The sequence below is a fragment of the Thalassococcus sp. S3 genome (assembly GCF_004216475.1).
Taxonomy (GTDB): Bacteria; Pseudomonadota; Alphaproteobacteria; order Rhodobacterales; family Rhodobacteraceae.
This window is the reverse complement of record NZ_CP022303.1, coordinates 1,841,213-1,866,849: the sequence shown is the minus strand read 5'-3', so window position 1 is coordinate 1,866,849 and position 25,637 is coordinate 1,841,213. Positions and strand designations below refer to the sequence as shown.

General features: G+C 61.8%; 24 protein-coding genes. 16 read left to right on the top strand and 8 right to left on the bottom strand.

Annotation, left to right across the window (positions count from 1 at the left end; genetic code table 11):
- Nucleotides 1-11 precede the first annotated feature (11 nt).
- The gene (locus CFI11_RS09245) at nucleotides 12-428 is read right to left on the bottom strand and encodes a DUF6010 family protein (protein WP_130405226.1); all 417 of its coding nucleotides are present in this window, start codon (nucleotides 426-428) and stop codon (nucleotides 12-14) included.
- 136 nt (nucleotides 429-564) lie between these two features.
- Here CFI11_RS09245 and CFI11_RS09240 point away from each other — a divergent pair, with 136 nt between their 5' ends.
- Complete coding sequence (locus CFI11_RS09240; RefSeq protein WP_165390228.1) at nucleotides 565-978, top strand: nuclear transport factor 2 family protein; 414 nt, start codon at nucleotides 565-567, stop codon at nucleotides 976-978.
- A gap of 301 nt (nucleotides 979-1,279) precedes the next feature.
- Here CFI11_RS09240 and CFI11_RS09235 read toward each other — a convergent pair whose 3' ends face one another.
- From CFI11_RS09235 to CFI11_RS09215, 5 genes are all read right to left on the bottom strand, one after another.
- Nucleotides 1,280-2,437: an MFS transporter gene (locus tag CFI11_RS09235; RefSeq protein ID WP_130405222.1), complete on the bottom strand. Its 1,158-nt coding sequence runs from the start codon at nucleotides 2,435-2,437 to the stop codon at nucleotides 1,280-1,282.
- 285 nt (nucleotides 2,438-2,722) lie between these two features.
- On the bottom strand, nucleotides 2,723-3,727 hold the full coding sequence (locus CFI11_RS09230; RefSeq protein WP_130405220.1) for a molybdopterin-binding protein: 1,005 nt from the start codon (nucleotides 3,725-3,727) through the stop codon (nucleotides 2,723-2,725).
- A complete protein-coding gene (locus CFI11_RS09225) occupies nucleotides 3,724-4,692 on the bottom strand; it encodes an XdhC family protein (RefSeq protein WP_130405218.1) in 969 nt (322 codons plus the stop codon). Before CFI11_RS09225 ends, CFI11_RS09230 begins: the two co-directional genes overlap by 4 nt.
- Nucleotides 4,693-4,820: 128 nt before the next feature.
- Nucleotides 4,821-6,077: a VWA domain-containing protein gene (locus CFI11_RS09220; protein ID WP_130405216.1), complete on the bottom strand. Its 1,257-nt coding sequence runs from the start codon at nucleotides 6,075-6,077 to the stop codon at nucleotides 4,821-4,823.
- A 57-nt stretch (nucleotides 6,078-6,134) separates the two neighbouring features.
- Entirely contained in the window at nucleotides 6,135-7,043 is a 909-nt protein-coding gene (locus CFI11_RS09215) for a MoxR family ATPase (RefSeq protein ID WP_130405214.1), read from the bottom strand.
- 217 nt (nucleotides 7,044-7,260) lie between these two features.
- On the opposite strand from CFI11_RS09215, the gene CFI11_RS09210 reads away from it, so the two are divergent.
- From CFI11_RS09210 to CFI11_RS09155, 12 genes are all read left to right on the top strand, one after another.
- A complete protein-coding gene (locus CFI11_RS09210; protein WP_130409976.1) occupies nucleotides 7,261-8,292 on the top strand; it encodes a glycosyltransferase family 2 protein in 1,032 nt (343 codons plus the stop codon).
- Complete coding sequence (locus CFI11_RS09205; RefSeq protein WP_130405212.1) at nucleotides 8,289-8,927, top strand: sulfotransferase family protein; 639 nt, start codon at nucleotides 8,289-8,291, stop codon at nucleotides 8,925-8,927. The genes CFI11_RS09210 and CFI11_RS09205 overlap by 4 nt, the downstream gene beginning before the upstream one ends.
- Nucleotides 8,927-11,254, top strand: coding sequence for a glycosyltransferase family 2 protein (locus tag CFI11_RS09200; RefSeq protein WP_130405210.1), 2,328 nt, complete (start codon nucleotides 8,927-8,929; stop codon nucleotides 11,252-11,254). The genes CFI11_RS09205 and CFI11_RS09200 overlap by 1 nt, the downstream gene beginning before the upstream one ends.
- Nucleotides 11,254-12,303 (top strand): glycosyltransferase family 2 protein, encoded by a 1,050-nt coding sequence (locus CFI11_RS09195; RefSeq protein WP_130405208.1) that lies wholly within the window; start codon nucleotides 11,254-11,256, stop codon nucleotides 12,301-12,303. Before CFI11_RS09200 ends, CFI11_RS09195 begins: the two co-directional genes overlap by 1 nt.
- A gap of 103 nt (nucleotides 12,304-12,406) precedes the next feature.
- Entirely contained in the window at nucleotides 12,407-13,390 is a 984-nt protein-coding gene (locus CFI11_RS09190; RefSeq protein ID WP_130405206.1) for a phosphoadenosine phosphosulfate reductase, read from the top strand.
- A gap of 43 nt (nucleotides 13,391-13,433) precedes the next feature.
- Nucleotides 13,434-14,477, top strand: a complete 1,044-nt coding sequence (gene pyrC, locus CFI11_RS09185) for a dihydroorotase (RefSeq protein WP_130405204.1) — start codon at nucleotides 13,434-13,436, stop codon at nucleotides 14,475-14,477.
- 45 nt (nucleotides 14,478-14,522) lie between these two features.
- Nucleotides 14,523-15,209, top strand: coding sequence for an orotate phosphoribosyltransferase (locus tag CFI11_RS09180; protein ID WP_130405202.1), 687 nt, complete (start codon nucleotides 14,523-14,525; stop codon nucleotides 15,207-15,209).
- A 215-nt stretch (nucleotides 15,210-15,424) separates the two neighbouring features.
- A complete protein-coding gene (locus CFI11_RS09175; protein WP_130405201.1) occupies nucleotides 15,425-16,921 on the top strand; it encodes a replicative DNA helicase in 1,497 nt (498 codons plus the stop codon).
- 68 nt (nucleotides 16,922-16,989) lie between these two features.
- Complete coding sequence (locus tag CFI11_RS09170; RefSeq protein ID WP_130405199.1) at nucleotides 16,990-17,775, top strand: DUF1194 domain-containing protein; 786 nt, start codon at nucleotides 16,990-16,992, stop codon at nucleotides 17,773-17,775.
- A gap of 64 nt (nucleotides 17,776-17,839) precedes the next feature.
- Complete coding sequence (alr, locus tag CFI11_RS09165; RefSeq protein ID WP_130405197.1) at nucleotides 17,840-18,871, top strand: alanine racemase; 1,032 nt, start codon at nucleotides 17,840-17,842, stop codon at nucleotides 18,869-18,871.
- Nucleotides 18,871-19,644, top strand: coding sequence for an ABC transporter permease (locus tag CFI11_RS09160; protein WP_130405195.1), 774 nt, complete (start codon nucleotides 18,871-18,873; stop codon nucleotides 19,642-19,644). The genes alr and CFI11_RS09160 overlap by 1 nt, the downstream gene beginning before the upstream one ends.
- Nucleotides 19,641-20,387: an ABC transporter ATP-binding protein gene (locus CFI11_RS09155; protein ID WP_130405193.1), complete on the top strand. Its 747-nt coding sequence runs from the start codon at nucleotides 19,641-19,643 to the stop codon at nucleotides 20,385-20,387. The genes CFI11_RS09160 and CFI11_RS09155 overlap by 4 nt, the downstream gene beginning before the upstream one ends.
- Nucleotides 20,388-20,458: 71 nt before the next feature.
- Here the strand turns inward: CFI11_RS09155 and CFI11_RS09150 are convergent, their stop codons facing one another.
- Nucleotides 20,459-20,986 carry a hypothetical protein gene (locus tag CFI11_RS09150; RefSeq protein ID WP_174843491.1) on the bottom strand — a complete coding sequence of 176 codons (528 nt, stop codon included), beginning with the start codon at nucleotides 20,984-20,986 and terminating at the stop codon, nucleotides 20,459-20,461.
- A 145-nt stretch (nucleotides 20,987-21,131) separates the two neighbouring features.
- Nucleotides 21,132-22,292, bottom strand: a complete 1,161-nt coding sequence (locus CFI11_RS09145; RefSeq protein WP_130405191.1) for a LeuA family protein — start codon at nucleotides 22,290-22,292, stop codon at nucleotides 21,132-21,134.
- A gap of 490 nt (nucleotides 22,293-22,782) precedes the next feature.
- Here CFI11_RS09145 and CFI11_RS09140 point away from each other — a divergent pair, with 490 nt between their 5' ends.
- The 3 genes from CFI11_RS09140 (at nucleotide 22,783) to radA (ending at nucleotide 25,631) form a co-directional block, all read left to right on the top strand.
- Entirely contained in the window at nucleotides 22,783-23,223 is a 441-nt protein-coding gene (locus CFI11_RS09140; RefSeq protein WP_130405189.1) for a paraquat-inducible protein A, read from the top strand.
- Between the two features lie 138 nt (nucleotides 23,224-23,361).
- Nucleotides 23,362-24,213, top strand: a complete 852-nt coding sequence (locus tag CFI11_RS09135; protein WP_254449052.1) for a DNA repair protein — start codon at nucleotides 23,362-23,364, stop codon at nucleotides 24,211-24,213.
- 41 nt (nucleotides 24,214-24,254) lie between these two features.
- Nucleotides 24,255-25,631, top strand: a complete 1,377-nt coding sequence (gene radA / locus CFI11_RS09130; RefSeq protein WP_130405187.1) for a DNA repair protein RadA — start codon at nucleotides 24,255-24,257, stop codon at nucleotides 25,629-25,631.
- The last annotated feature ends 6 nt before the right edge of the window (nucleotides 25,632-25,637 follow it).

Genomic DNA, 25,637 nt, shown 5'->3' with positions numbered 1-25,637 from the left:
GGGACGGCTTTTCAGTGGGTCATCATCCAAATCAGATACAAGCCAGCTGCCATGATCCAATCCACGAAAGAACAAAATGGGACATACCAAGGTGGAATGTCGGTATCGATCAACTTGACATGCAGGACGTCCCATACCCCGTGTAGAGCCAGGGCAATGACGATGGCGAGCGGGTAACCATTGAGCCCAAGCCAGGCCGCGGTGGCAAATGCGGCCGCGCCGATACACTCGATTGAGATGGCTTTTGCCCTTCCATCCTTGAACGCGTAGCCAAGATAGACGCCGGCAATCAGAACCAGCGTGATCGCTGCCAGTTGGTAAGACGGGCCCGCAGGAAGAAACATATGCACAGGAAGGGGCAACAGCCCCAGAAGAACGCCGGACTTTATCGGTGCGGTTGCAAAAACATGTTGATCGATGGCGGTCATGCCGAACTCTCCCACCGCGACTGTCGGCCATCAAGCCCACCCGATAGCGACGCATTGCCACTCCGACCGCTGTTGCGGGTGCATCGGGGGTGCGGCATCATCCGAGCGTCGAGAATTTCAACGAGAAGGACAGAGCGTGCAGACACCCAGTCAGCTGCATCAATCTGGCCTGGAGTTCCTCCGCGCATACAATCAATGCTTCTATGATAAAGATCTGGTGGCCCTGAAAGGCCTGTATTCGTCGACATCCTTTACGGTCTTCTGGGACAACCACCCCAATTGCGACTCCAACACCCTCGATGACCATTTCGAGAAGCTTTCGACTTTCTTTTCAAAGGGAAAGCTCACCGAATCCGGCAGCGTCGAGCCGCTTCTCATCGAAGAGCTACAGACACGTGCGTCCTCCGGGATGCTGCTGGTAACGGCCATCTTGCGATACCAAAGCGCGCCCATTCCAGGTGTGCGCAGCAGCTTTGTCCTTGTCGAAGAGGACGGGAGGTGGAAGGCGCTTCATATTCACCACTCTTTCGACCCGAATGAACCGGCGTGACCGTCCATGTAAAATGCCGTGGTTGATCAGTGATCGGCACTATGTGGATCGCATGCCGGGCACAGGAAACTTGCGCTGCGGATAAAGCCGATACGTGTCGCGTTGGCGCAAAGACAGGGTGCGTTTCGGACCCGCGCCATCGGTGCGATGCTTCATGCCGGTCTCACTGACTGCCAGCGGTTGAGGCCGGACCATCGCCGACAATGCCCTCGACGCCGCAGGCAGAGGAGAGAGACGACGCGCCAACTGCAAGGCGGTCTGCCTCAATCGCCCATGAGCTACGTCTGGGGTGGAAATCGTGTCACCTGCGCCAAACCAGCAAGAGCGCGCTGCCCGCGCTCAACGACGCGATCAGAGCGAATGTCGAGCCCGGAAAACTGTCCACGAGCAACCCTGTGAGAGCCGGGCCGAACATACCCCCAGCCCCATAGGCCATCGAAAACGCCGACGCGCCTGCCACCAGCATGGCCCCCCTGTATTCCTGTCCCAGAATGGCCAGCGCACTTGTGTATATACCGATAAAGGCAGCGCCACCCAGCGCGCCGAGCGGCCAGATGAGCATCCCCGTGACAGGAAGAAAAATAAGCGCGCCGAAGATACACCCGGTCGCCGCCAGACAGGCGCTTGCCACCCGCCAGCGATCCATCCGGTCAAGCATCACCCCAAGAAGCGGTTGCGTGACGATCATACCGATATGCATCACCGCAATGAACGTCGCCGCCGCGGCCGCGCTTGCTCCGCCGGACGTCATATGCAGCGGTGCAAGCGAAAGAACAGTCGCATCCACGAAGCCAAACACGATCACGAGCAGCACCAGGAGAGGCCCTGCGCGCAGAAACCGGGGCAGGTCGGAAAGCGCCAGCTTGTCGGGCTCGATCCTTGCACGCCGGGACATGACCGCCAGCCCGAATGCGGCCAGCGAAATCAATACGGCACATGCGGCGAACGCCAGGCCGTCATCGGTTCCGAACAGTGGAATAGCAAGCGGACCAATGACGAAACCCAAGGTCATGCCCGCGCTATAGATACCCGCCACCCGGCCACGCACCCGATCCGCGCTTGCCGCGTTCAGCCACGCTTCGCCAAAGACATAGATCGCGTTGACGCAGAACCCCAGTGCGAAGCGCAAGAGAAACCAGGCTGCCAAGCTCTCGGAAACAGCGAACCCAATCAGGATGATCGCAGCACCAGCAAGACCCGCCACGATGACCTGTCCCGCGCGCAAGTGTTGCGTCAGGGACGGGATGACCAGAACAGACGTTGCGATCCCCGCCATGAAAGCCGCTGCATTCAGACCCACGATCGTTTCCGAAGCGCCACGCTCGGCCAACAGCAGCGAGATTAGGGGATATGTCAGCCCCTGAGCAATTGCGAACACCGTGATCCCAACGGTCACGGTCATGACCGACCACCAATCGGTATCGATAAGCGGAGATTGCCGGGACGGTGCTGCATTCATAACCCGACCCTTCCACGCGCGACTGCGCCCGGCAAGCCTTTCGCGGTGCAAACGGTCGTTTCTGAGACGCTCTCTGAAGTCGCCGTACGGATCCGGCTCAGCATCCTCGGGCCACAGTGTACTTCCATGCACGCCCCGTACACTTGAAAGCGCTGATCCAATGCTCCGAAAACCGCGCTCGCCCACAAGATACAGATGGCCAGCGTCACTTGTGTGTCGCCCGAAGGCGTTGAATATCGCCTAGCGATCCAGCTTATGTTGCGGTGCCTGGCGCTACGGCGGGTATCAGGATCGGCGAGGGGCTGAGCGGGGTTGTGGCCGGGTCGGGATTTCCTTCAACAATCCGCCAACTCCCATTGCGGCGATATCTTCGTGCCCGACCGGGATGCCGCATACCACACGGGACAGGACCCAGTCCGCGCCGTTCAACGCGGGCGAGCGCGCGCAGCCGGGAAGCCCGATGACCGGGCGTCCGTTCAGCGCCCCGATGAAAAGAAGGTTGCCGGGATCGACCGGCATCCCGAACCGGTCCACTCTTCCACCTGCAGCGCGCACCGCCGCTGGCGCCACATCGTCGCGATCGGATGTCGCCGATCCCGTCAGAACGAGGGACAGATCGGCATCCGACCGTGCCAGCGCCGCCGCAAGCTCATCTTCGCGGTGGGGCACGATGATGGGCGCCTGCAACTTCAGTCCCAGGGCCGACACCCGGTCGGATACGGCGCGTATGCCTTTCTCGTTCGGCGGACCACCCGGGATATCCGTGACCACCAGCGCGGCAGTGGCAAGCTGCGGCGCGGCGAGACGAATGGCCCCACCGGATGCCGCGCAAGCTTGGGCGACATCTGCCTGGGATACGGCGTAAGAGATGATTTTGATCGTGGCGACCATGCCCCCGGTCTGCATTTGCTGGAAGGGCGGTACGGTGGCGACGGTGATCATGGGATCGATCCGGTTCGCGGCCTCCAGTGCCGCCACATCCAGAAGTGCCACGCCGGGGCTGTCCGCGATGACGTTCACACGTCCCGTAAAGGCCTCGGTCAGGCGCAGCTTCACGGCGCCCGGATCCGGCACCAGCGCTGCGGCCAGGCGGGCCGCCGCCGCGTTCTCGTGCAGATCACCGGCGCATAGTCTTGCTGCGATCACATCAGACAGACCGGCGGCTTCCAGCGCCGCAATCTCCTCGGGACCGAGCGTCATTCCCTTGCGCAGTTTTCGCGCCCCAGCGCGCACCGAATGCGCCAGGATCGCGCCTTCGGCTTCGGCGAGGGGGACGGGTCCGAACTTCACGGCGCCCTCCCGCGCAGGACGGCCGTCATCTCGGCGAGGATCGAAACCGCGATTTCGGCTGGACCGGCTGCCCCTATATCCAGACCGATCGGCCCGTGGATACGGTCGATCTGATCCTGCGTGAAGCCCGCCTCACGCAGCCGCTCAACCCGCTTGGCATGCGTGCGGGTAGAGCCCAGCGCACCGATGTAGAACACGTCGCCCTGCAAGCCCGCCTCTATCGCGGGGTCATCCAGTTTGGGATCATGGGTGAGAAGCACCAGGGCGGTGCGCGCATCGAGCTTGAGCGCGCGCACCGCATCGTCGGGCCAATCCAGCATCAGCGTCTCGCCTGGAAAGCGGTCGGATGACGCAAACACCTCGCGCGGGTCGATCAGAACCGGATCATAGCCCGCGACACGCGCCATCGGCACCAGCGCCTGCGCAATATGAACAGCCCCGACCACGACCAGGCGCAAGGGGGGGACGTGGACGCCGACAAAAAGATCCTCGCCCTCAAAGCCCGACCGATCCAGTCGCAGGCGTTCGGGATAGTCCCCGTGCAGCAATCGCCGTTCGCCGCTTTTGACGTTGACCTCGTAGGCCCGCGGTTGGCGTGCCGCGCGCGCCTCGACCAGTTCCGACAGGATCTCGGCAGGCAGCGCCGCGCCGACCGGCTCAACAAGCACCTTTATCGTGCCGCCACAGGCCAGACCAACGGCGAATGCATCTTCGTCCGAAACGCCGAATTCAAGAAGACGGTGATTGCCGTCTTCCAGAGCCTCCAGGGCCTCGACGATGACGGCGCCTTCGACACACCCGCCCGAGACGGACCCTTCGATCTCTCCCGCGCCGCTGACGACAAGCTGGGCCCCTACACGACGGGGTGCGCTGCCCCAGGTTTGCACAACGGTGGCCAAGGCCGCGCCCTTGCCGGCCTTGTGCCAGGCAAGCGCTGTTTCGGGTGCTCCTTCAAAACGGTCCATCTTCGGATCCCTCCTGACCTTTCAGATATGCATCGCCGCAGGCCGTGTCAGCCCGACACCGGCAATGGGCGCCGATGAAAGATGTCTTGCGCCGCAAGGCGCGCCTTTTGGTAACGGCCGCCATCCGCTCAGATCGCCTGCATCAGACGTGCCTTTTCACCCGGATCATCAGGGCGGGAGATCACGGCGGCCAGTTCTTCCAGTGAGGCCACGGAATGACCCGCACGAAAGCTGTCCACATGGGGTAGCATCGCGGCGATCCCACGCGCCTTGGGCGCAAAGCCTTCCCAGCGCAGGAGAGGGTTGAGCCAGATAAGGCGGCGCGACGAAAGATGCAGCCGCTGCATCTCGTGCGCCAGTGCATCGGGTTCGTCCCGGTCGAGCCCGTCGGTGATCAAAAGCACGACGGCCCCCTGCCCCATGACCCGGCGAGACCAGTCGCGGTTGAAATCGTGCAGGCAGGATCCGATCCGGGTGCCGCCCTCCCAATCCTGGGCTTCGGAACCAGCGGCGGCCAGGGCGGCGTCGACATCGCGCTGTCGCAGATGCCGGGTGATATTTGTAAGCCGGGTGCCGAACGTAAAGGCATGAACCCTGGCCCAACCCTGCCCCTTGGCGTTGGATAGGGCATGCAGGAAATGCAGCACCATGCGGCTATATTGGCTCATAGAGCCGGAGATATCACAGAGCACGACAAGGTTGGGCCAGCGCGGGCGCGGTGCCGCGCGCGCGATCTTGTGCAGCTCGCCCCCCTGACGCATGGCAGCCCGCAGGGTCCGGGCCCGGTCGATGCGCCGGCCCAGGTGCGAGGGCTGCGCGCGGCGGGACGCGATGGGTTTGACCGGGAGCGTGAGGCGCGCGAGCATGCGTTTGGCCTGCGCGATCTCTTCGGTGCTCATCTGTTCGAAATCGAGGCTGCGCAAGCGTTCCTCGGTGGACATGGTGAGCGAGGCATCGACCTCGATCTCGGTCCCCTCCTCCGACCCTTGCGGGTCGTCCTCGGGGAGGTCGCGCTGAACGCCATCGAGCAGCGCCTCGGCGGCGCGCTTTTCGGCTGATTGGGCGGTGCGCTCCTCCTGCACGCCCCGCACGGCGGGGATCATGTAGGACATCATATGTTCGAGATAACGCGGATCACGCCAGTAGAGGCGGAAGACCTGCGCAAAGACCGCACGGTGTTCGGGCCGGTTCACGAAACAGGCATGAAGCGTCCAGTAGAAATCCCGCTTTTCGGTGAAGCCGGCAGCGGCCACCGCCTGAACCGCGTCGATCACCCGGCCCGGCCCGATGGGCAGGCCCGCTTTGCGCAGGGCCCGGGCGAAATGGGTGATGTTCTGGGCGAGCTTTGGGTGCTCGGGGATCTCGAGAGGGGCGTATTCAGGCATCCTTTTCGCGGGGGTTCTGCCCCCGCACCCCCGGGATATTTGAAACCCAAAGAAGCATCAGGCGGGCTCGAGAGACGCCTTGGCCTGATCGAGCAGGCGTTTGGCCTCGGACCCTTGCAGCTTCTGGATGTCGTCCTGGTATTTCAGGATCGCACCCAAAGTGTCGGCGATCACTTCGGGGCTGAGGTTGATAATGTCGAGGGCCAGCAGGCATTTGGCCCAGTCGATGGTTTCGGCCACACCGGGCTTCTTGAAGAGATCCTCGGTGCGCAATTGCTGGACGAAGGCCACGATCTCGCGGCTCAGCGTTTCGGCCGCTTCGGGCGCGCGCGCGGACAGGATTTCGACCTCGCGTTCGAAATTCGGATAGTCGACCCAGTGATAAAGGCAGCGGCGCTTGAGCGCGTCATGCACCTCGCGCGTGCGGTTGGAGGTGAGGATCACGATGGGGGGCTCGGGCGCCTTGACGGTGCCCAGTTCGGGGATGGTGACCTGAAAGTCGCTGAGCGCCTCCAGCAGGAAAGCCTCGAACGGCTCATCGGTGCGGTCGAGCTCATCGATCAGCAAAACCGGCGGGCCGGAGGGATCGGGTCGCATGGCGTCCAGAAGCGGGCGCTCGATCAGGTAATCGTCGCTGAACAGCTCGGCTTGCAGCGCACCGCGATCGGCACCACCCGACGCCTCGGCGGTGCGAATGGCCACCATCTGCGCGGGAAAGTTCCATTCGTAGACGGCAGAAGCCGCATCAAGCCCCTCATAGCATTGCAGCCGGATCAGGCGGCGACCCAAAGCCGCGCTCAGCGCCTTGGCAATCTCGGTCTTGCCGACGCCCGCCTCGCCTTCGAGAAAGAGCGGGCGCCCGAGTTTGAGCGACAAAAACACCACCGTGGCCAAAGCCCGACCGCAGACATAGCCTGTCTCGCCCAGCATGGATTGAACCGCGTCAATGGATGGTGGTGTCGTCATGAAAAATCCTCCCGCGCCGCAGGAGCGCACGGGTCGCGGGGAAGGTCAAGCAAGCCGAAGGTCTTAGGTGACCGGCACCTTGCGACAAATACCTTGAAAATCCGTGCGATTCTTGACCCGAAAGGCACGGGATGCGATGAAAACGGTAAGAAAAATGCAGTATCCGTCGCCTGCAGGGTGCGGGACAAGGCAGGGCATGGACAGCAACGAGGGGCAGATGCGCATCACGGCGGTGACCTGCGTGAAGAACGAGGGACCGTTCCTGCTGGAATGGATCGCGTTCCAGCGCCTGATCGGGGTGACGGATTTCCTGTTCTACTCGAACGATTGCACCGATGGGACCGACCATCTGCTGGATGCGCTGGCCACCAGGGGAGGCGTGACACATCTGCCCAATCCCGCCCAGGGGCGGAACTATCAGATGGAAGCGCTTAAACATGCCAAGAAACATCCGCTTGTGACCGGGGCGGATTGGATCTGGATCGCGGATGTCGACGAGTTTCTGAACATCCATGTCGGCGACCACACCCTTCCGGCCCTGATTTCGGCATGCGGCAATCCACAGGCGATCTCCGCCCACTTTCAGTTCTTTGCAAATCACGGGGTGGAGCGGTTTGAGGATGTCCCGGTGATTGCACAATTCACCCGGTCGCATAATCCCGACCTTTGGGGGGGCGAGGCCGCGATCGAGGTCAAATCACTGATACGCGGGAACTTCCCGCTGCAGTATTTCGGAGCGCACAGGCCCTTTTTCAAAAGCAAGCTTGCCCCTGAAAAGCGCCCACGCTGGACCGATTGCGCAGGGCGCGATGTGCCACATCGCTTCCTTGTGGCAGCCAACCCGCGACGGATCCGCAAGTTTCCCGCCAAAGGCGCAAGGCGTTTCGCAACGCTCAACCACTACGCCCTGCGTTCGCTTGACAGCTATCTGGTCAAGAATGACCGGGGCGATGTAAACCGCGAAAACCGCGCGTTTGACGATACGTATTGGCGAGAACGGAACGACCCAGCCTTTGAAGACCTGAGCATCCAACGCTACCTGCCCGCGCTGCAGGCCGCGCTGGCGGAGCTGAAGGCGGATGCCGAGATCGGCGCGTTGCATGATGAAGCGGTCCGCCTGCATCGGCAAAGGCGCGATGAGTTGCTTGAACAGCGCCCCTATATCCGCATGCGCCGCCATCTGCGCCGTGCCTCCACCCTGCCGCCCGCGGAGGAAGCGATGCTGAAAGAGCTGGGGATCGAGGCATGAGCCTGCGTGTCGTAAATCTGGGCCTGCCGAAATCAGGCACAACGACGTTGGCGCGCGCATTGAAACTGGCAGGTCTGAAAGTGGCCGATCACCGCATTCGCGTCCGCCAGACGCAGAACAAGACGCTGCACCGGCAATATGTCGGCGACCTGCTGTATCGTGGGTATTTCGAAACCGGCGATCCGGCGGCCTATCTTGAAGAGTTTCCGGCGATTTCAGAGATGAGTGTGCTGCGCGACGGCCAGTCCCTTTGGCCCCAGACCGACGCGGCGCTGATCGCGGCGATCCGCGCGCATCACCCCGGCGTCAAATTCCTTGCCTCGCGCCGCGATCCTTTTGAAATGTCGCAATCCATACTCGGCTGGTCCGACCTTGGAACCGAGCGTTTGCCGGCTGCGAACGTGCCCGGCCTGCCGGTGGGATATGGGGAGACGAGTAAAGAGCGAGAAACCTGGATCACCGGCCACTATGCCCATCTTGCAATGCTGTTTCGGGACGACCCCGACTTTCTGGAGTTCGATGTGGCGGACAAGAGCGCCCGAAATCACATCGCCGATTTTCTGGGACTGAAGCTGCCGTGGTGGGGGCGCATTAATGTCAATCCAACCGTACGGGAAGACGAGGTGCCGATCTGATGCGGATCATCGTCCATATCGGACTGGCCCATGCCGGCGCGGGCCGAGTGCACCGCGTCGCCGCCGAAAAACGCGCGCAATTGGCCTCCAAGGGGATCCTGTTGCCGAAGGTTTTGGGGCAGACCAATCACAGCCGCCTTTACATGGCGGTGACGGATCCCGATCACGTCGATCCCCTGCGCCGTGCCCGCGGGCTGGCCGCGCCACAGGCGCAGGCAGAACATCGCCAAACCATATCGGAAGAGTTGAAACGAGAGGTTGAGCGCGCGGATCCGGACATTCTGCTGCTGTCGGCACATCAGCTTGCCACGTCACTTCACCGCAGATCCGAGCTGGAGCGCCTGAAAGAGCTGCTTACCCCGTTTTCCAACCGGATCGAGGTTGTGGCCCATGTCGACGCGCCTGCCAGACTTCTTGCAAAGGCTTACGCCACTCAGGTTCTTTCCGGTCGCGCGGCGCCCCTTGACCGGGACATCCAGCTTGCCAACGCGGCCAGCTGGTGGGACGCGGCTCTTGCCACCGGGGCCAGCCTCGACGTCAAGGCAGGGCAGTTTCTGGAAACCGATGCGGCGCCTTTCTGGATCGACCTGCCCCGCCTCGCGGCGTTCTGGGGTGATGTTTTTGAGCAGGTCACCTTCCGCCCCTACGACTCAGTCCATTTCGCTGGCGCCAACGCGACGGAGGAGCTGCGCGCGGCATTCGACATTGATCCAAGCATCGGCAAGGCAGCACCCGAAGACCTGCCCATGGAGCCGTCCGCCGCGTGGCTTGCCCGCGCCCGTCAGTTCAACGCGCTGGTTCAACAGCTTCACGCCTCCGGCAAGAAGCGGGTCGAACCGGTTTTGTGGAATACCCTTCTGCGTGAGATCGCCATTGATGGCCCCGCGCTCGATCCGGGCGCGCTTTTCCCGGTGTCCGACCATTTCTCCGCGCATCTTCCCGCTTTGCTGCCAAACCAGCCCGCTCTTTCAAGCGCGGATCTGCAAGCGCCCGCCCCCCGCCCTGCCTGGCGTGAGGCCGATCCGGGTCGGGGCTTTCGTGCATCGCAATATCTGCTGGCCTTCATGTTCCGCATCGACAAAGCCGCGCGAGAGGCCAAACGGGCGGCGCGGGTCGCCAAAGACGCAAAAGACCTGCCTGAACCCAGTGATGCGGCCAAAACGGTCATGCCACCTTTGGCGCTGCGAAATTATCGCAAGCTGCGCCGATCCCCCTTTGCGCCCCACAACCGCATGGGCGCGGTGAACGAAGAGGCGCTGGCCGCCGCCTACACCGCGCGCGCGGCACGCGGTCTGCCCGACGGATCGTCCGGTACCGTGATCGTCGGCTGCATGAAGGATGAGGCACCCTATATCCTGGAATGGATCGCGTATCATCGCGCCATCGGCGTCGACCACTTCCTGATCTACACCAACGATTGCAGCGACGGAACGGACCGGATCCTGAACCGGCTGTCTGACATGGGTATCGTGACCCATCGCGACAATTCGGGATGGAAAGGGAAGTCGCCGCAACAGCACGCGCTGAACAACGCCCTCAAACAACCCGTGATCCGTAAGGCCGATTGGGTCATCCACATCGACGTCGACGAATTCATCAACGTGCGCTGCGGAAACGGAACGCTGGATGATTTCCGCGCGCGGGTGCCCGAGGCGACCAATGTCGCGATGACCTGGCGGCTTTTCGGACATAACGGTGTGACCCGGCTGGACGACCGGTTTGTGATCGACCAGTTCGATACCTGCGCGCCGAAATTCTGCCCCAAGCCGCATACGGTTTGGGGGTTCAAGACCATGTCACGCAATATCGGGGCTTACCGTAAGCTCAGCTGCCACCGGCCCAATCAACTGATCGACGATCAAGCGGACAAGGTGCGCTGGGTCAACGGCTCCGGCCGCGACATCACCGAGGAGATGGCCAAGAAGGGATGGCGCAGCTCCATGAGGTCTATCGGCTACGATCTGATCCAGCTTAACCATTACGCCCTGCGAAGTGCCGAGAGCTTCCTGATCAAACGCCAGCGTGGACGGGCTTTGCATGTCGATCGCTCTATCGGGCTGAATTACTGGATCAGGATGGACTGGTCCGATGTGCGCGACATCACGATCAAGCGAAATATCCCCCGCCTGCAAATCGAATATGACAAGCTTATGCAGGATGAAGCCTTGCAGCAGCTTCATGCCGCCGGTTTGGACTGGCACCGCGCAAAGGCGGCAGAACTTCACGGCAGGCCGGAATTCGAGGATCTTTACCAGCAGGCACTGAAGATCAAATTGACCGAGGCCGAGCGTGTCGCCTATGCGCTTGCGCTCGACATGGAGAGTTGATGCGCACACTGGCCGTGCTGACCCTGCGCAACGAGGGAGCGTTCCTGCTCGACTGGCTGGCGCATCATATCACCTGCGGGTTTGACGATTTCCTGGTCTTTTCGAATGACTGCGCCGACGGCACTGACCTGATGCTTGACCGGTTGGCCGCGATGGGCCATCTGACCCATATCCGCAATGACGGCCCCTATCACGAGCGCGGGATACAATTCACGGCGCTCAAAACAGCCGACAGAACAGACGCTGTCGCCCAGGCCGATTGGCTTTTGACGGTAGATATCGACGAGTTCGTGAACATTCATGTCGGCGCGGGCACCCTGGCCGATCTTTACGCCGCCCTGCCGCGGGCAACGGCCATCACGCTGACCTGGCGGCTTTTCGGCAATGCCGGTGTGGTTGACTATGTCGACGCGCCGATCACAGGGCAGTTTACCCGTTGCGCGCCGCGCACACTCACCTGGCCGTGGCGCGCATCGTTTTTCAAAACGCTTTATCGCAACGACGGGACCTACGCCAAACTGGGGGTCCATCGCCCCCGCCAACCGGACCGGTCCAGATTGCCCCTGTCACATTGGTATGACGGCAGCGGCCGTCCACTGGCCGAACCCTTCAAGACAAAGCGGATCTTTTCGGATTTCGGGCGATCAAATCACGATCTGGTCCAGCTGAACCATTACCCGCTGGGCGCGATGCAAAGCTACGTGCTCAAGGCGTCGCGGGGGCGCGCCGTTCATGCGCAGGACCGTCTGGGACTTGATTATTGGGTGGAGCGGAACTTCAACACCTGTGAAGACAAGACGATCCTGCGCTTTGCCGCGCGCGCTGAAAAGGTGCGCGCTGAGCTTGGGCGGGACGCCGAATTGCAGCGTTTGCATAAAGCAGCCGTCGCGTGGCGACTGACCGAATTCGAAACCCTGATGCAGGACGAACCCAATCGCTCCTTGTTTGGAAGACTTCTGATGACCCCCTCTTCCCGCCCGCTCGACCCGACCGAGGCTAAGAGGATTTTTGCCTATGGACGCGCCGCGCGCGCCTCCGCCTCAGATTAGTCTCGAATACCGCACAAGTTTTGCCAAAACTTGCCGCAATTGGCAGATACGCAGCTATATTCAAGGCCAGTTCAGTCTTGGCAGGACGATGAGAGAGCCACGCATGCAGGACGCACCACACAGTTTCGACATATCCCTCGCCGGTCTCGACCCCGAGGCCTGGCGCACGAAAATGGCCGAAATCGCCGACGAACACGGCACCTATCAGCCGCTTGGCGACAAGCATTTTGCGACCTTCATCGATGATCGCAGCACGCTGATCGTCACCTTCGAATCGATGCAGGGCATTCAGGTCCTGTCGGATATGGGCCAACCACTCGGCTTTGACCTGCTGCGCGCTCTGGGCTGGTCTCATCTTTGCATCGTCTCCGATGGCGATACGTGGTTCCGCGATCCGATGATCTACGAGTTCTTTGACCGGTTGATCGATGACGCGTTCTTTGAGGATTTCGATCGCGTTGTCTTTTACGGCGCTGGCCCCTGCGGCTATGCGGCCTGCGCCTTTTCCATTGCCGCCCCCGGTGCCACGGTCATCGCCGTGCAGCCCCAGGCCACGCTGGATCCCCGGATCGCCGGGTGGGACGACCGGTTTGACCACATGCGCCGCACGTCGTTCACGGACCGCTATGGTTTCGCGCCCGAGATGCTGGACGGAGCGGACCATGCCTTTGTGTTCTATGATCCGATGCAGCCACTTGATGCGATGCATGCGGCGCTCTTCCACCGCTCGAATGTCGACTTGCTCCGCATGCCTCATATGGGGGCGGCGCTGCAGACCGACCTGATGGAAATGAAGCTGCTTTACCGCATCCTCGCCCAGGCCGGGCTTGGGAAATTCGATGCGGACGGCTTTGGGCAGATGTATCGTGCTAGGCGGGACTATCCGCCCTACCTTCGCAATCTGCTGGCTCGGCTCGAGGCCGAAGAGCGACCGGAGCTAACGAAAATGCTCTGCCGGAACGTCACCAGCCGGATGAAAGCACCCCGTTTCCGCCGCCGCCTTGTCGCACTCGAAGCCCCGGCAGAGGCGCCGGACGCAGACACGCATGAGAGTGAGGACGGCGAGACAAGCGCACGGATCGGCTGACGAGGCTCTGGCGGCGCGCGGCGCGCTGTGCTAGCCCGCCTTTATGACCAACACAGTGACGTTGACCCGGCCGGACGACTGGCATCTGCATCTGCGCGACGGAGACATGCTCAAGGCGGTTTTGCCTGAAACCGCCCGCCATTTCGCCCGCGCCATCATCATGCCCAACCTGGTGCCCCCCGTTGTGACCAAGGCAGACGCCGAAACCTATCGGGAGCGGATCCGTGCGGCCCTGCCCGCCGGAATGTCCTTTGAGCCGCTGATGACGCTTTACCTGACGGAAGATACCGATCCCGATGACGTTGCGAGGGCTGCCGCCGACGGGGTCGTGCACGCGGTGAAACTCTATCCCGCCGGGGCAACGACCAATTCAGCAAGCGGGGTGCGGGATTTCGACAAGGTTCGGGCGGTGCTTGAACGCATGGCAGAGATCGGTCTTCCGCTTTGCACACACGGGGAAGTCACCGATCCAGACGTCGACATCTTTGATCGCGAAGCGGTCTTCATCGACCGCGTGCTCGACCCGATGCGCCGAGCCACACCGGGGCTCCGGGTTGTGATGGAACACATCACGACGTCTGGCGCGGTCGCCTATGTCCGTGACGCCGCAAGCCCGGATCTGGGAGCCACCATCACCACGCACCACCTGGTCATCAACCGTAACCATATCCTCGTGGGTGGGATCAAACCGCACTATTACTGCCTGCCGGTCGCAAAGCGGGAGGACCATCGCAAGGCGCTGGTCGAAGCCGCGACATCCGGGGAGGCAGCCTTCTTCCTGGGCACCGACAGCGCGCCGCATACGGACGCCCTGAAGGAAAATGCCTGTGGCTGCGCGGGGTGCTTTACGGCGACGAATACGATGTCCATTCTCGCCCATGTCTTCGAGACCGAAGGCGCCCTGGATCACCTTGACGCCTTTGCCGCCCAAAACGGAGCCGCCTTTTACAGACTGCCCGTGAACAGCGACACGATTACACTGAGCAAGGGCTCGACCGTCGACTATCCCACGCGTATCGAAACGGCTGACGGACCGGTCACCGTTTTCGACCCCGGTTTCGATTTGACATGGCATGTCGCACCCTGATCAAGGGAGAGACCGGCCAGCACAGCCTCAACCAGGAAAGACCCCATGATCCCCAGCAGCTACCCGCCCAAGGACGAAATCGCGCGCCTGACAGCCAAGATGTTGTTGGATATCGAAGCCGTTCACCTGAACGCCGATGATCCGTTTACGCTGGCCTCCGGCCTGCCCTCTCCGACTTATATCGACTGTCGCAAGCTGATCTCGTTTCCGCGCATCCGCTCTACGCTGATGGATTTTCTGACCGTCACGGTGATGCGCGATGCGGGGCTCGAAGCGTTCGACAATATCGCGGGCGGAGAAACGGCGGGTATCCCCTTTGCAGCCCTTGTCGCGGAGCGGATGGCGCTGCCGATGACCTATGTGCGAAAAAAGCCCAAGGGCTATGGCCGGAACGCACGGATCGAAGGGGCGATGTCGGAAGGTCAAAGCGTCCTGCTGGTCGAGGATCTGACCACCGATGGCGGCTCCAAGCTCAGCTTTGTCGATGCCATTCGCGAGACCGGGGCAACCTGCGGGCATACCGCGGTGCTCTTCTCCTACGGCATTTTTCCGGAGACGGAAAAGACGCTCTCCGATCACGGCGTTACCCTGCACGCGCTCTGCACCTGGTGGGATGTTCTGGCCGAGGCCAAGACGTCTGGCCGATTTGACGAACAGACGCTGATCGAGGTCGAATCCTTCCTCAACGCCCCCCGCGCCTGGCAGGAGGCGCGCCAGTCCGGTCTTGCCTGACGGCGGGGGATAAGTTGTGGATCTCTGCCGAGGCGAATCGCGCATGCGATCCACATCTTGCCCCGAAAATGAAACCTGATACCTTATCTGCCATAAAGGCTCCCTTATCCACAGGGATATCCAAGGCGCCGTCCACAGAGATTTCCAGATAGAAATCACGCTCGGCCCTCTCTAGAACCGGTGGAACGGGCAAAATGGGCAGTATGGGGCAAGGCATGAACGAGATCGCGAATATCGACACCGCACGGCTTGAGGCCGAGGCCAGCGCGGACGCCATGCCCCACTCGATCGAAGCCGAACAACAGCTTCTGGGCGCGATCCTGACCAACAATGACGTCTACGACCGGATCGCCAGCATCATCCGGGCCGAGCATTTCTACGATCCGGTTCATGCGCGTATCTACGACATTGCCGCCAGCCGGATCCACAAGAACGCTTTGGCCTCACCGGTGACGCTCAAAGCGTTCATGGAAGATGACGAGGGACTGAAAGAACTGGGCGGACCAGCCTATCTGGCCCGCCTCGCAGGCGCCGCGATCAGCGCTTTCGCCGTGCGCGACTATGCCCAGATGATCTATGATCTGGCTGTGCGGCGTGAATTGATCGGACTGGGCCGCGATATCTCTGCCCGCGCCGCTAAGGTCGAGGTCGACAGCGAGCCGCGTGAACAGATCGTGGAGGCGGAACAAAAGCTCTACAAGCTCAGCGAGCAAGGCCAGACGGAAAGCGGTTTTCAGAGCTTCCTCAAGGCAGTAACAGACGCTGTTAATGTCGCGAATGCCGCCTATCAGCGCGATGGCGGCCTGGCCGGTGTGTCGACCGGCCTGATCGACATGGACAAGAAGCTCGGCGGGCTTCACCGCTCCGACCTTCTGATCCTCGCCGGCCGTCCGTCGATGGGCAAGACCTCCCTGGCCACCAATATCGCCTTCAACATCGCCAAGGCCTATCGCCGTGGCGCCCTGCCCGATGGCAGCGAAGGCGCTGTGGATGGCGGGGTCGTGGGCTTTTACTCGCTGGAGATGAGCGCCGAGCAGCTCGCCGCCCGGGTTCTTTCCGAAGCCTCCGAAGTGCCCAGCGAACAGATCCGCCGCGGTGACATGACCGAAGGCGAGTTCCGCCGTTTCGTCGAGGCCGCCAAGACGCTGGAAGCCTGCCCGCTTTATATCGACGACACGCCCGCGCTGCCCATCTCGCAACTCGCCGCCCGGGCGCGGCGCCTGAAACGGACCCATGGGCTCGACGTTCTGATCGTGGACTATCTTCAACTTGTCCGCCCCGCCTCTGCCAAGGACAGCCGTGTGAACGAGGTCTCCGAGATCACCCAGGGCCTCAAGGCCATCGCCAAGGAGCTCGATATCCCCGTCATCGCGCTTTCACAGCTCTCCCGTCAGGTCGAATCGCGTGACGACAAGCGGCCCCAGCTTAGCGATCTGCGGGAATCGGGCTCCATCGAACAGGATGCGGACGTGGTGATGTTCGTCTTTCGCGAGGAATACTATGCCGAGCGTGAAAAACCCTCTGACGACAAGCTCGAAGAAATGGCCGTCTGGCAGGACCGAATGGAAAAGCTGCACGGCAAGGCCGAGGTGATCATCGGCAAGCAGCGTCACGGCCCCATCGGCACGGTCGAGCTGAGCTTCGAAGGTCGCTTCACCCGTTTCGGCAATCTTGTAAAACCTTGGCAACAGGGCGAAGATCGCGAGTTTTAACGGCCAATATCCCGCCCCCGACACAAATGTGAGTAGACAGCGGCCCGCCAATCTGGCCGACTGACAGCATGCACATTTTCATCGTTTTGCTGCTGCTTCTCGCTCCCTTGCGTGTTGTGGCGGAGGAAGTGGACGTTGAACTGTTCCTCGCGGTCGACGTCTCCCGCTCCATGTCTCCGGATGAGCTGGAAATCCAGCGCCGCGGCTATGCCGAAGCGCTGCAAAGCAGCGAAGTCATGGCGGCCATTCAAAACGGGCTGATCGGCAATATCGCCATCACCTATGTCGAATGGGCCGGGGCCTATTCTCAGCAGGTCATCGTACCCTGGACCAAGGTTGCCACGCCGGAAGATGCCGCGCGCGTGGCGTCCCGGATCACGTCACATTTCGCCGACGGAATGCGGCGCACCTCGATCTCGGACGCGCTGATGTATGCGGCCGAAGATCTTGAGCGAAACCACTTTGAAGGGCTGCGCCGCGTCATCGACGTGTCGGGCGATGGACCCAACAACCAGGGCCGACCGGTCCTGCATGCGCGTGAACATGTGCTCTCCAAAGGCATCATCATCAACGGGCTGCCCTTGATGACACAGGATGCGCTCAGCAGCGTCTGGGGGATCGAGGATCTGGATCTCTACTACCAGAATTGCGTGATCGGCGGCCCTGGCGCCTTCATGATCCCGGTTCTCGACTGGGACCAGTTCGCCGATGCGGTGCGCCGCAAGCTGGTTCTGGAAATCGCGGGCCTTCCGCCCCGGATCGTGCCGGCCCAGATGACCGCGCCGGCTGACTACAATTGCCTGATTGGTGAGGAAATCTGGCAACGCAACCGGATTTATTTCGATAGCCCTTGACGTTGCGCCCCCTGGCTTGCGACAGGCCTTGACCGGACCCTGCTTCCTGTCATCAAAGAGGCCAATGAGCACCGCGCGACTGACCATCGACATCGACTCGCTCGTCGCCAACTGGCGGGCGCTTGATGCACACACCGCCTGCGACACCGCGGCGGTGGTCAAGGCCGATGGCTATGGGCTGGGCGCGGGCCTTGTGGCCAAGGCCCTGGCCAAGGCGGGCGCGCGGCAATTCTTTGTCGCCGTGGCAGAGGAAGGCGCCGCCCTGCGCCGAATGCTGGGTCCCGGACCGGTGATCTGCCTGTTCTCCGGCCACATGGACGGCGATACCGAACTGATCCGCAGCCACGAATTGACCCCGATGCTGAATTCGGTCGATCAGATGCTGCGCCAAGTGGAAGCCCTGCCACATCACCCGTTCGGGGTGCAGCTTGATACCGGCATGAACCGGCTGGGTATGGAGGGCGGCGAATGGGCGGCGTTGCGGGACCTGGCCCTTACCCAGAACCCCGTTCTGATCATGTCGCATCTTGCTTGCGCGGACGAGCCGGACCATCCCATGAACGCGTTTCAGCTCAAGACTTTTCGCGAGATGACCGACGGGCTCGACACGCCACTCTCTCTGGCGGCGACAGGCGGGATCCTTCTGGGCGCGGACTATCATTTCGATCTGACCCGACCGGGGATCGGGCTTTATGGCGGGCTGCCCTATACCGACGCGCTGCCCGTGGTCAGGCTGGACCTGCCGATCATCCAGGTGCGCGACATCGCGCCGGGAGAGACGGTGGGCTACGGCAATAGCTGGAAAGCCACGCGGCTCAGCCGTATAGCGACGGTATCGGCGGGCTATGCCGATGGTCTGATCCGTGCGATGGGCACGACCGGTGTCGTTTATTCCGGCGCCACGCCCTGCCCCATTGTCGGACGTGTGTCGATGGATCTGATCACCGTCGATATCACCGCCCTGCATGACGAGCCGGACGCGCTGACCATCCTGGGCCCAAGGCAAGGCGTGGACGATCTGGCAGAGGCGGCAGGCACTATCGGGTACGAAATTCTCACCTCGCTGGGCGCGCGATACGAGCGGCAGGTCATCTGATGCGCGCCTTGGGAGCTTTGGGGCGCCAGACGCTCGCCTGGACAGCTGCGGTGGGTCGCGTGACGCTATTCCTGCTGGAGGCGTTCAGCCACATGCTGCGCCCGCCGCTTTATCCGCGTGAGCTCTTTCAGGCGCTGATGAACGTGGGCTGGCTGTCACTGCCCGTTGTCGGGCTGACCGCGATCTTCACGGGCGGCGCGTTGGCATTGCAGATCTACGCGGGTGGCGCGCGTTTCAATGCCGAAGCGGTGGTGCCTCAGATCGTGGCCATAGGCATGGTGCGCGAATTGGGTCCTGTGCTCGTCGGCCTGATGATCGCCGCCCGTGTCACCTCCTCCATCGCGGCTGAGATTGCGACGATGAAGGTGACCGAGCAGATCGACGCCCTGGTCACGCTCTCCACCAACCCGATGAAATACCTCACAGCGCCGCGTGTGCTGGCCGGGTTGATCACCGTCCCCCTTCTGGTCGGCGTCGGCGACATCATCGGCATCTTTGGCGGCTACGCGGTCGCCACCCAGAACCTGGGGTTCAATGCGGCTGCCTATCTCAAGAACACGGTCGATTTCCTGGAAATGCGGGACATTATCTCAAGCCTTGTAAAAGGCGCGGTCTTCGGTGTCATCGCGACCACGATGGGGTGTTACTACGGCATGCATTCCGGGCGTGGTGCGCAAGGGGTCGGACGCGCGACGAAGTCTTCCGTTGAGGCGGCCGCCGTTTTGATCCTCGCGGCGAACTTTCTGCTCACGGGGGTGTTCTTCTCGATATGATCCGAATGGAGAACGTCAAGAAATCCTTTGGAGACAACCATGTGCTCCGCGGTCTTGATCTTGAGATCGGCAAGGGCACGTCGATGGTGATCATCGGGGGCTCGGGCACCGGAAAGTCCGTGGCATTGAAGTGCATTCTTGGCCTTGTGGAGCCGGATGCGGGGCAAATATTCGTGGATGGCACAAAGGCCGGGACCGGGGACAGAGATGCCTTTCTCGCGCGTTTTGGCATGCTCTTTCAGGGCGGAGCGCTGTTTGACAGCCTGCCGGTCTGGCAAAACGTGGCGTTCCGACTTCTGCGCGGCACGCTCAAGCGCCCGCCGGAGGAGGCGCGTCAGATTGCTGTGGAAAAGCTGCGGCGCGTGGGGCTCAAAGCCGATGTCGCAGACAGGCTCCCGGCCGAGCTTTCGGGCGGAATGCAAAAGCGCGTGGGGCTCGCCCGGGCCATCGCGGCCGAGCCCGAAATCATCTTCTTTGATGAGCCGACAACCGGTCTGGATCCAATCATGTCAGGTGTGATTAACGACCTGATCCGCGAGATTGTCGTGGAAATGGGCGCAACGGCGATGACCATCACCCATGACATGTCCAGCGTAAGGGCCATCGCCGACACCGTCGCGATGCTGCATGATGGCGTGATCCAATGGACCGGACCTGTCTCTGAAATGGATACGTCGGGCGATCCCTATCTGGAGCAATTCATCAATGGCCGGGCGGACGGACCGATCGAAGCGGTCCGCTGATCACCGGGCGCCGTTTTCCGTCACGGAAAACGAGCCGGACCATCCTTGGATGGTCCGGCTCGGAATTTGTATCAAATTCCGGGGCGCACGTGGCTACGGGACAGGCCCAGGGCGCCGATCGACCAAAGAGCATCATCGTCGAAAAGCGCAACCTCTGCCAGAACAGAGATATGGGCGTGCCGCGCATGCGGATTGGATCCCGAATAAGGCCGCCAAATCCAGGCCGGCTGATCGTCTACCGGATAGGAACTCACGATCCTCCGATCATAGATCAGGTACTTGATCCGCCGGTCCCGTGCGGCGACCAGCGCCGCCATCAAGCGACCCATGTCGCATCCGACCTCAGGATCATGGGTCAGATCCAGCGCCGTCACGATCCCAACACCGTCATGCCTGATATTGGGGCAATGATCCGAAGGACCGGGACAATGCGCGGCATCTCCGATCGTGCCGTCACTGTCGCGATTGCGGTTCGGGCAGGCCGCGTCAACCTGCGCTCGTAACGTGAGAAGAGATTGGGCGACGCGCCAGTCCTCCGGCATCTCCTGCGGGATGGAGATCGTCCCGGGCACCTCCTCAAAGGCTTCGGCGTCATCCATCCGTTTCGCGCCAGCCCCTCTATTGCGGGATATCGGTTCGCGTCCTGGCACACCTGCCGACACTGATACGCCTTCCTCCTCCATAATGTGCGTTTGCCGTCGGCAAGCGCCCGTTCGGCAGCATCCGACGCAGGCGAGGATCTCATCACCGCGCATCACAGAACTCCTTGCGCATGACCTGCGCCGCGATCCGCCGAAACTCTGCCTCTGCGACAAGGCCCGTTTGTTCCGCGGCTTTCATCACTTCCCGGTAAAGTGCGCCCTGATCAATCCGTGCCGGATCGATCCTGAGCCGGTCCAACTGATCCGCGATGCCGGCGCGCCCGCTATGCCGCCCGATGACGTTGCGCGTGGCCCGACCGATCACCTTTGGCTGAAACACACGCTGCTTGACGTGATCCGGGATCGACTGATGAATGCCGGTTTCGACCAGAAAGCTGATCTCGCCGATCAAAGCCTTGTTGGGGGACAGGGTCAGGCCGCTATAGGCCAGAAACATCTCGATCACGTCATTGAGCCGGGACATCTTGCAGCCATTGGCAAAGTCGGGATCATCCCCACCGAAGAAATGCGCGTAGGCCAGAACCTGTTCCAGCGCTGCATTGCCACCCCCGTCCCCTGTATTGCCGATCGTCACTTCGACCTGCTGTGCGCCCGCGCGGATACCGGCGACCGAGTTCATGAGGCTCAAACCAAGCTGGTTATGACAATGCACGCCTACGATGACGTCCGGCGGCAGCGCCCCGCGGATCTGTTTGACCAGGGCACCGAAGCTGCCAGGTTCCATCGTGCTGAGCGTATCGGCGATCACCACATGCGTCGCGCCTGCCGCCGCGACGTCGGCGGCCAGGTCCACCAAAAAGGACGGATCACGGTCACCGGCGCAAATCAGATAATATTGCGCCCGCGGAAACCAGGACCGCGCCTCCTGCATCAGTCGGCGAGAGCGGTCTCGCGTCTTGCGAAAACCCGCGCTGCGCTCAGCAGGGCCGCGCGCCAAAAGGTCAAAGGGCCGGGCCGAGGTCGCGATCCGCGACCGGGCAGCAGCCGCACCCACCGCGTCATGTGCCATCCGGATGTCCCGGGTGACGGGTCGACAGAGCACGCTGAGTTGCACCTGCTCTGTTGCCCGCGCGATGCGCCGGACCCCGTCAAGGTCCACAGCCGATGCAGCGGGAAAGCCCGCATCTATAATGTCGACGCCCAACTGCTCAAGCGCGATGGCAAGCGCCTCCTTCTGCTGGGCCATCAAATGCAGATAGGCCTGTTGTTCACCATCGCGCAGGGTTGTTTCGAAGATTTCCATCCCTGTTTTCTCCGTTCAAAGTGCGACAGGTCCCGGCAGGACATGCCACGCCAACGCTTTGCGGAAGACGATCAGCGAAAGGTGCGATCGCCGCCCTGTCTTCAGATTATGGCGGTGCAAAACCGGCCAAAGAAGAGCGTGCGGGAGGTCTTAATGCTGTGTTAATCCACGGCTCACGGGACAATAATCGCCTTGTCCGGGACGCTTCATGCGTGGCAAGGAAGTGAGCGAGGAGAGGTGATCTAGAACCTTGAACCTGTTGAACGGCAATGATCAGCCAAGCTTGCGCAGACCAATCAAAAGCACAGTAAAAACAAGAAAAAAGTACGTTCTACAGACAGGTTCCGCAGCCCTTAACGCCAAGACGCGGTGCGGGACCGGCTTCACTTTTGTCCCCTCCGATTGATATTGCCACAAAATCCGGCATTTCAATGCCGACACGGTCCCCGATACCTCCCCGTTGCCGACACAGTCAGAGAGACACCGTCCCATGCTCCTCCGCCTTGCCACTCTGTCCTTGCTGATCCTTTATCCCATAGCCTGGTTTGCACCGCTCCTGCGGGCCGGTCTGCTGCCGCTTTTCGGCCTCAGCGAGATTTCCGTCATCACCGGTCTGCAGGCGCTTTGGGGATCTGACGTTTTTCTGGCCCTTCTGGTGACGTTCTTTGCGCTTGTGGCCCCCATGCTGAAAACCGCAGGACTGGCGCTTGTGCAATGGGGGCTGATGAGCGACCGGCTCAAACCCGCATTGGATCTGATGGGCAAGCTCGCGATGGCCGACATCTTCCTGATCGCGCTCTATATCACGATCGCCAAGGGGATCGGTGTTGGTCGGGTCGAAACCGCTTGGGGCCTCTATCTGTTTTCAATCTGCATCGTCGCCTCCCTGGCACTGGGATATCTCACCCGCCCAAATCGCGCCGAGGATTGAACACGGTGCCGCAACAATGGCCCGCACAAACAATCATTGGTCATGAACGCGTTTCAGTGAAACTTTCTCTTAGGCAAAATTCAAAGCACCGGCTAAGCTCTGGATTATTGGTGTGAAAAGTTAGTTCTGGGGGTTTTCATGTCCGATGCGCTGCACGCGACCTTGCAGGTCGCGCAATTGGTGTTGCAACGCCTCGCTTTCTGGCTCTTCGGCAGTGCTGCAGTCGGCCTCGTCTTAGCGAGCGTCGCGTCGGCTTCTGGTTTTCTGCCATGGCTCAATCTGCCGCTGAGCTTTGGCGACACGCTGTTTCCGAATGCAGGGATCGCAATTCAACTGGCGTTGACGGCCTTTCTGGTCGGGCTCTGCGCCTTTCTGCCGTCGAATGCCCGCATTATGGCGCTTGAAACATCGCACCGCTCCTTTCAGATCGGCATGCACGATGTCACAGCGGCTTATGCGCGGGCACACGCGCAGGACCGCAACAGCACGTTCACACTGTCTTCGGAATTCGACTCGATCCGTGAGCGGCTGACGTTTTTGCGCAATCACCCCGATCTCGACAGTCTGGAACCCGCGGTTCTCGAAGTGGCTGCGCAAATGAGCCACGTATCGCGGGAGCTGGCCGATATCTATTCGACGCAGAATGTGGCCCGTGCGCGGGATTTCCTGATCCAGCGTCAGCACGAGTTGGACGCCTTCGAGGCGCAATTGCAGGAAGCAAAGGACATCGCCTCGGAAATGCAACGCTGGCATCACCGGGTCAGTCTGGAGGAGGATGTCGCGCAATCCCAACTCCAACGCCTTCGGGAAGAGTTGATTGACGTGCTGCCGGACCTGCTGGATCAGCCGCAAACCGAGGAGACGGACGATGTGGGCGCGGTCTCGGCCTCGCACGCGCCCGACCCCATTCAGACCGCTCCTGACGAGGGGGATCCCTTTGCCGATGACGACAGGATCGTGGCGCTGCTGGCCCGGCGCGCGCCGGGCTAAGAGCGCTTGCGCGCCTTTGCCCCTTGCGCCACAAGCGGTACATGGCAAAATCCAAGACCTTTTCGTGCTCCGAATGCGGGGCAAGCTTTTCCAAGTGGTCCGGGCGCTGCGAAGGTTGCGGGGCCTGGAATACGATCAGTGAGGATGCGCCGCTTGCGTCCGGACCCGCCTCCAAGTCGCTGGGCGCCCGGCGCGGCAGTGCAGTGCCCCTGACCGATCTTGCGGTTGAGGAAACGCCACCCCCCCGGACCGTCTCGGGCTTGGGGGAGCTCGATCGCGTTCTGGGCGGTGGCCTGGTCCCGGCCTCCGCCATCCTGGTCGGCGGCGATCCCGGTATTGGAAAATCCACCCTGCTCCTGCAAGCCGCCGCGAAATTCGCACGCTCCGGGCTCAAGACCGTCTATGTCTCCGGTGAAGAAGCTTCCGCCCAGGTGCGGATGCGCGCCCAGCGTCTGGATCTGGCCGACGCGCCTGTCAGGCTTGCAGCCGAGACCAACTTGCGGGACATCCTGACGACGCTGGAGGCCGAAAGGCCGCAGCTTGCCATAATCGATTCGATCCAGACCATGTGGGCGGACAATGTCGATAGTGCCCCCGGTTCGGTCAGCCAGGTGCGGGCGGCGGCCCACGAGCTGACGAATTTTGCCAAGCGCCGGGGCATATCGGTCATCATGGTGGGCCATGTGACCAAAGAAGGCCAGATTGCCGGGCCAAGGGTCGTCGAACATATGGTCGACACCGTTCTCTACTTCGAAGGCGAGCGGGGACATCAGTTCCGGATCCTGAGGGCCGTGAAGAACAGGTTCGGACCCGCGGATGAAATCGGCGTGTTCGAAATGACTGGCGGGGGTCTGTCCGAGGTGCTCAACCCGTCCGCGCTTTTTCTGTCGGAGCGGGGAGCGCCCAGCGCGGGATCGGTCGTTTTCGCGGGTATTGAAGGCACACGCCCGGTTTTGGTGGAACTTCAGGCCCTCGTCGCCCCGACCCCACACAGCCAGCCCCGTCGCACCGTCGTCGGCTGGGATGGGGGACGGCTTGCCATGATCCTCGCTGTGCTCGAAGCGCGTTGCGGTATCCCCTTTGCCGGTCTCGACGTCTATCTCAACGTGGCAGGCGGCATGAAAATCTCGGAACCGGCCGCCGACCTTGCTGTCGCGGCAGCCCTGCTGAGCGCGCGTGAAGACGTGGCTTTGCCCGCGGATACGGTGGTTTTCGGTGAAATCAGCCTGTCCGGCGCCCTGCGCCCGGCGCCTCAAACCGAAAACAGGTTGAAAGAGGCGCAAAAACTTGGTTTCACGGCAGCCATTGCTCCGGCAGGCGGAAAGGCAGGTTCAGGCAGCGCTGTGGGGGGCGGCCTGACATTGACCCGGCCCGCAGATCTGACGGGTTTCGTGGGTGAGACATTCGGCGCAGGGTAACAGGCG

Bases quoted from the DNA above. Each gene is read 5' to 3' on its own strand.
- CFI11_RS09220 (WP_130405216.1), bottom strand. From the start codon at position 6,077: ATGCCTGAATACGCCCCTCTCGAGATCCCCGAGCACCCAAAGCTCGCC.
- CFI11_RS09135 (WP_254449052.1), top strand. From the start codon at position 23,362: ATGTCCGATGCGCTGCACGCGACCTTGCAGGTCGCGCAATTGGTGTTG.
- alr (WP_130405197.1), top strand. From the start codon at position 17,840: ATGAGCACCGCGCGACTGACCATCGACATCGACTCGCTCGTCGCCAAC.
- CFI11_RS09180 (WP_130405202.1), top strand. From the start codon at position 14,523: ATGATCCCCAGCAGCTACCCGCCCAAGGACGAAATCGCGCGCCTGACA.
- CFI11_RS09145 (WP_130405191.1), bottom strand. From the start codon at position 22,292: ATGGAAATCTTCGAAACAACCCTGCGCGATGGTGAACAACAGGCCTAT.
- CFI11_RS09210 (WP_130409976.1), top strand. From the start codon at position 7,261: ATGCGCATCACGGCGGTGACCTGCGTGAAGAACGAGGGACCGTTCCTG.
- CFI11_RS09175 (WP_130405201.1), top strand. From the start codon at position 15,425: ATGAACGAGATCGCGAATATCGACACCGCACGGCTTGAGGCCGAGGCC.
- CFI11_RS09195 (WP_130405208.1), top strand. From the start codon at position 11,254: ATGCGCACACTGGCCGTGCTGACCCTGCGCAACGAGGGAGCGTTCCTG.
- CFI11_RS09200 (WP_130405210.1), top strand. From the start codon at position 8,927: ATGCGGATCATCGTCCATATCGGACTGGCCCATGCCGGCGCGGGCCGA.
- CFI11_RS09190 (WP_130405206.1), top strand. From the start codon at position 12,407: ATGCAGGACGCACCACACAGTTTCGACATATCCCTCGCCGGTCTCGAC.
- CFI11_RS09150 (WP_174843491.1), bottom strand. From the start codon at position 20,986: ATGGATGACGCCGAAGCCTTTGAGGAGGTGCCCGGGACGATCTCCATC.
- CFI11_RS09140 (WP_130405189.1), top strand. From the start codon at position 22,783: ATGCTCCTCCGCCTTGCCACTCTGTCCTTGCTGATCCTTTATCCCATA.
- CFI11_RS09155 (WP_130405193.1), top strand. From the start codon at position 19,641: ATGATCCGAATGGAGAACGTCAAGAAATCCTTTGGAGACAACCATGTG.
- pyrC (WP_130405204.1), top strand. From the start codon at position 13,434: ATGACCAACACAGTGACGTTGACCCGGCCGGACGACTGGCATCTGCAT.
- CFI11_RS09225 (WP_130405218.1), bottom strand. From the start codon at position 4,692: ATGGACCGTTTTGAAGGAGCACCCGAAACAGCGCTTGCCTGGCACAAG.
- CFI11_RS09215 (WP_130405214.1), bottom strand. From the start codon at position 7,043: ATGACGACACCACCATCCATTGACGCGGTTCAATCCATGCTGGGCGAG.
- CFI11_RS09205 (WP_130405212.1), top strand. From the start codon at position 8,289: ATGAGCCTGCGTGTCGTAAATCTGGGCCTGCCGAAATCAGGCACAACG.
- CFI11_RS09235 (WP_130405222.1), bottom strand. From the start codon at position 2,437: ATGAATGCAGCACCGTCCCGGCAATCTCCGCTTATCGATACCGATTGG.
- radA (WP_130405187.1), top strand. From the start codon at position 24,255: ATGGCAAAATCCAAGACCTTTTCGTGCTCCGAATGCGGGGCAAGCTTT.
- CFI11_RS09245 (WP_130405226.1), bottom strand. From the start codon at position 428: ATGACCGCCATCGATCAACATGTTTTTGCAACCGCACCGATAAAGTCC.
- CFI11_RS09160 (WP_130405195.1), top strand. From the start codon at position 18,871: ATGCGCGCCTTGGGAGCTTTGGGGCGCCAGACGCTCGCCTGGACAGCT.
- CFI11_RS09170 (WP_130405199.1), top strand. From the start codon at position 16,990: ATGCACATTTTCATCGTTTTGCTGCTGCTTCTCGCTCCCTTGCGTGTT.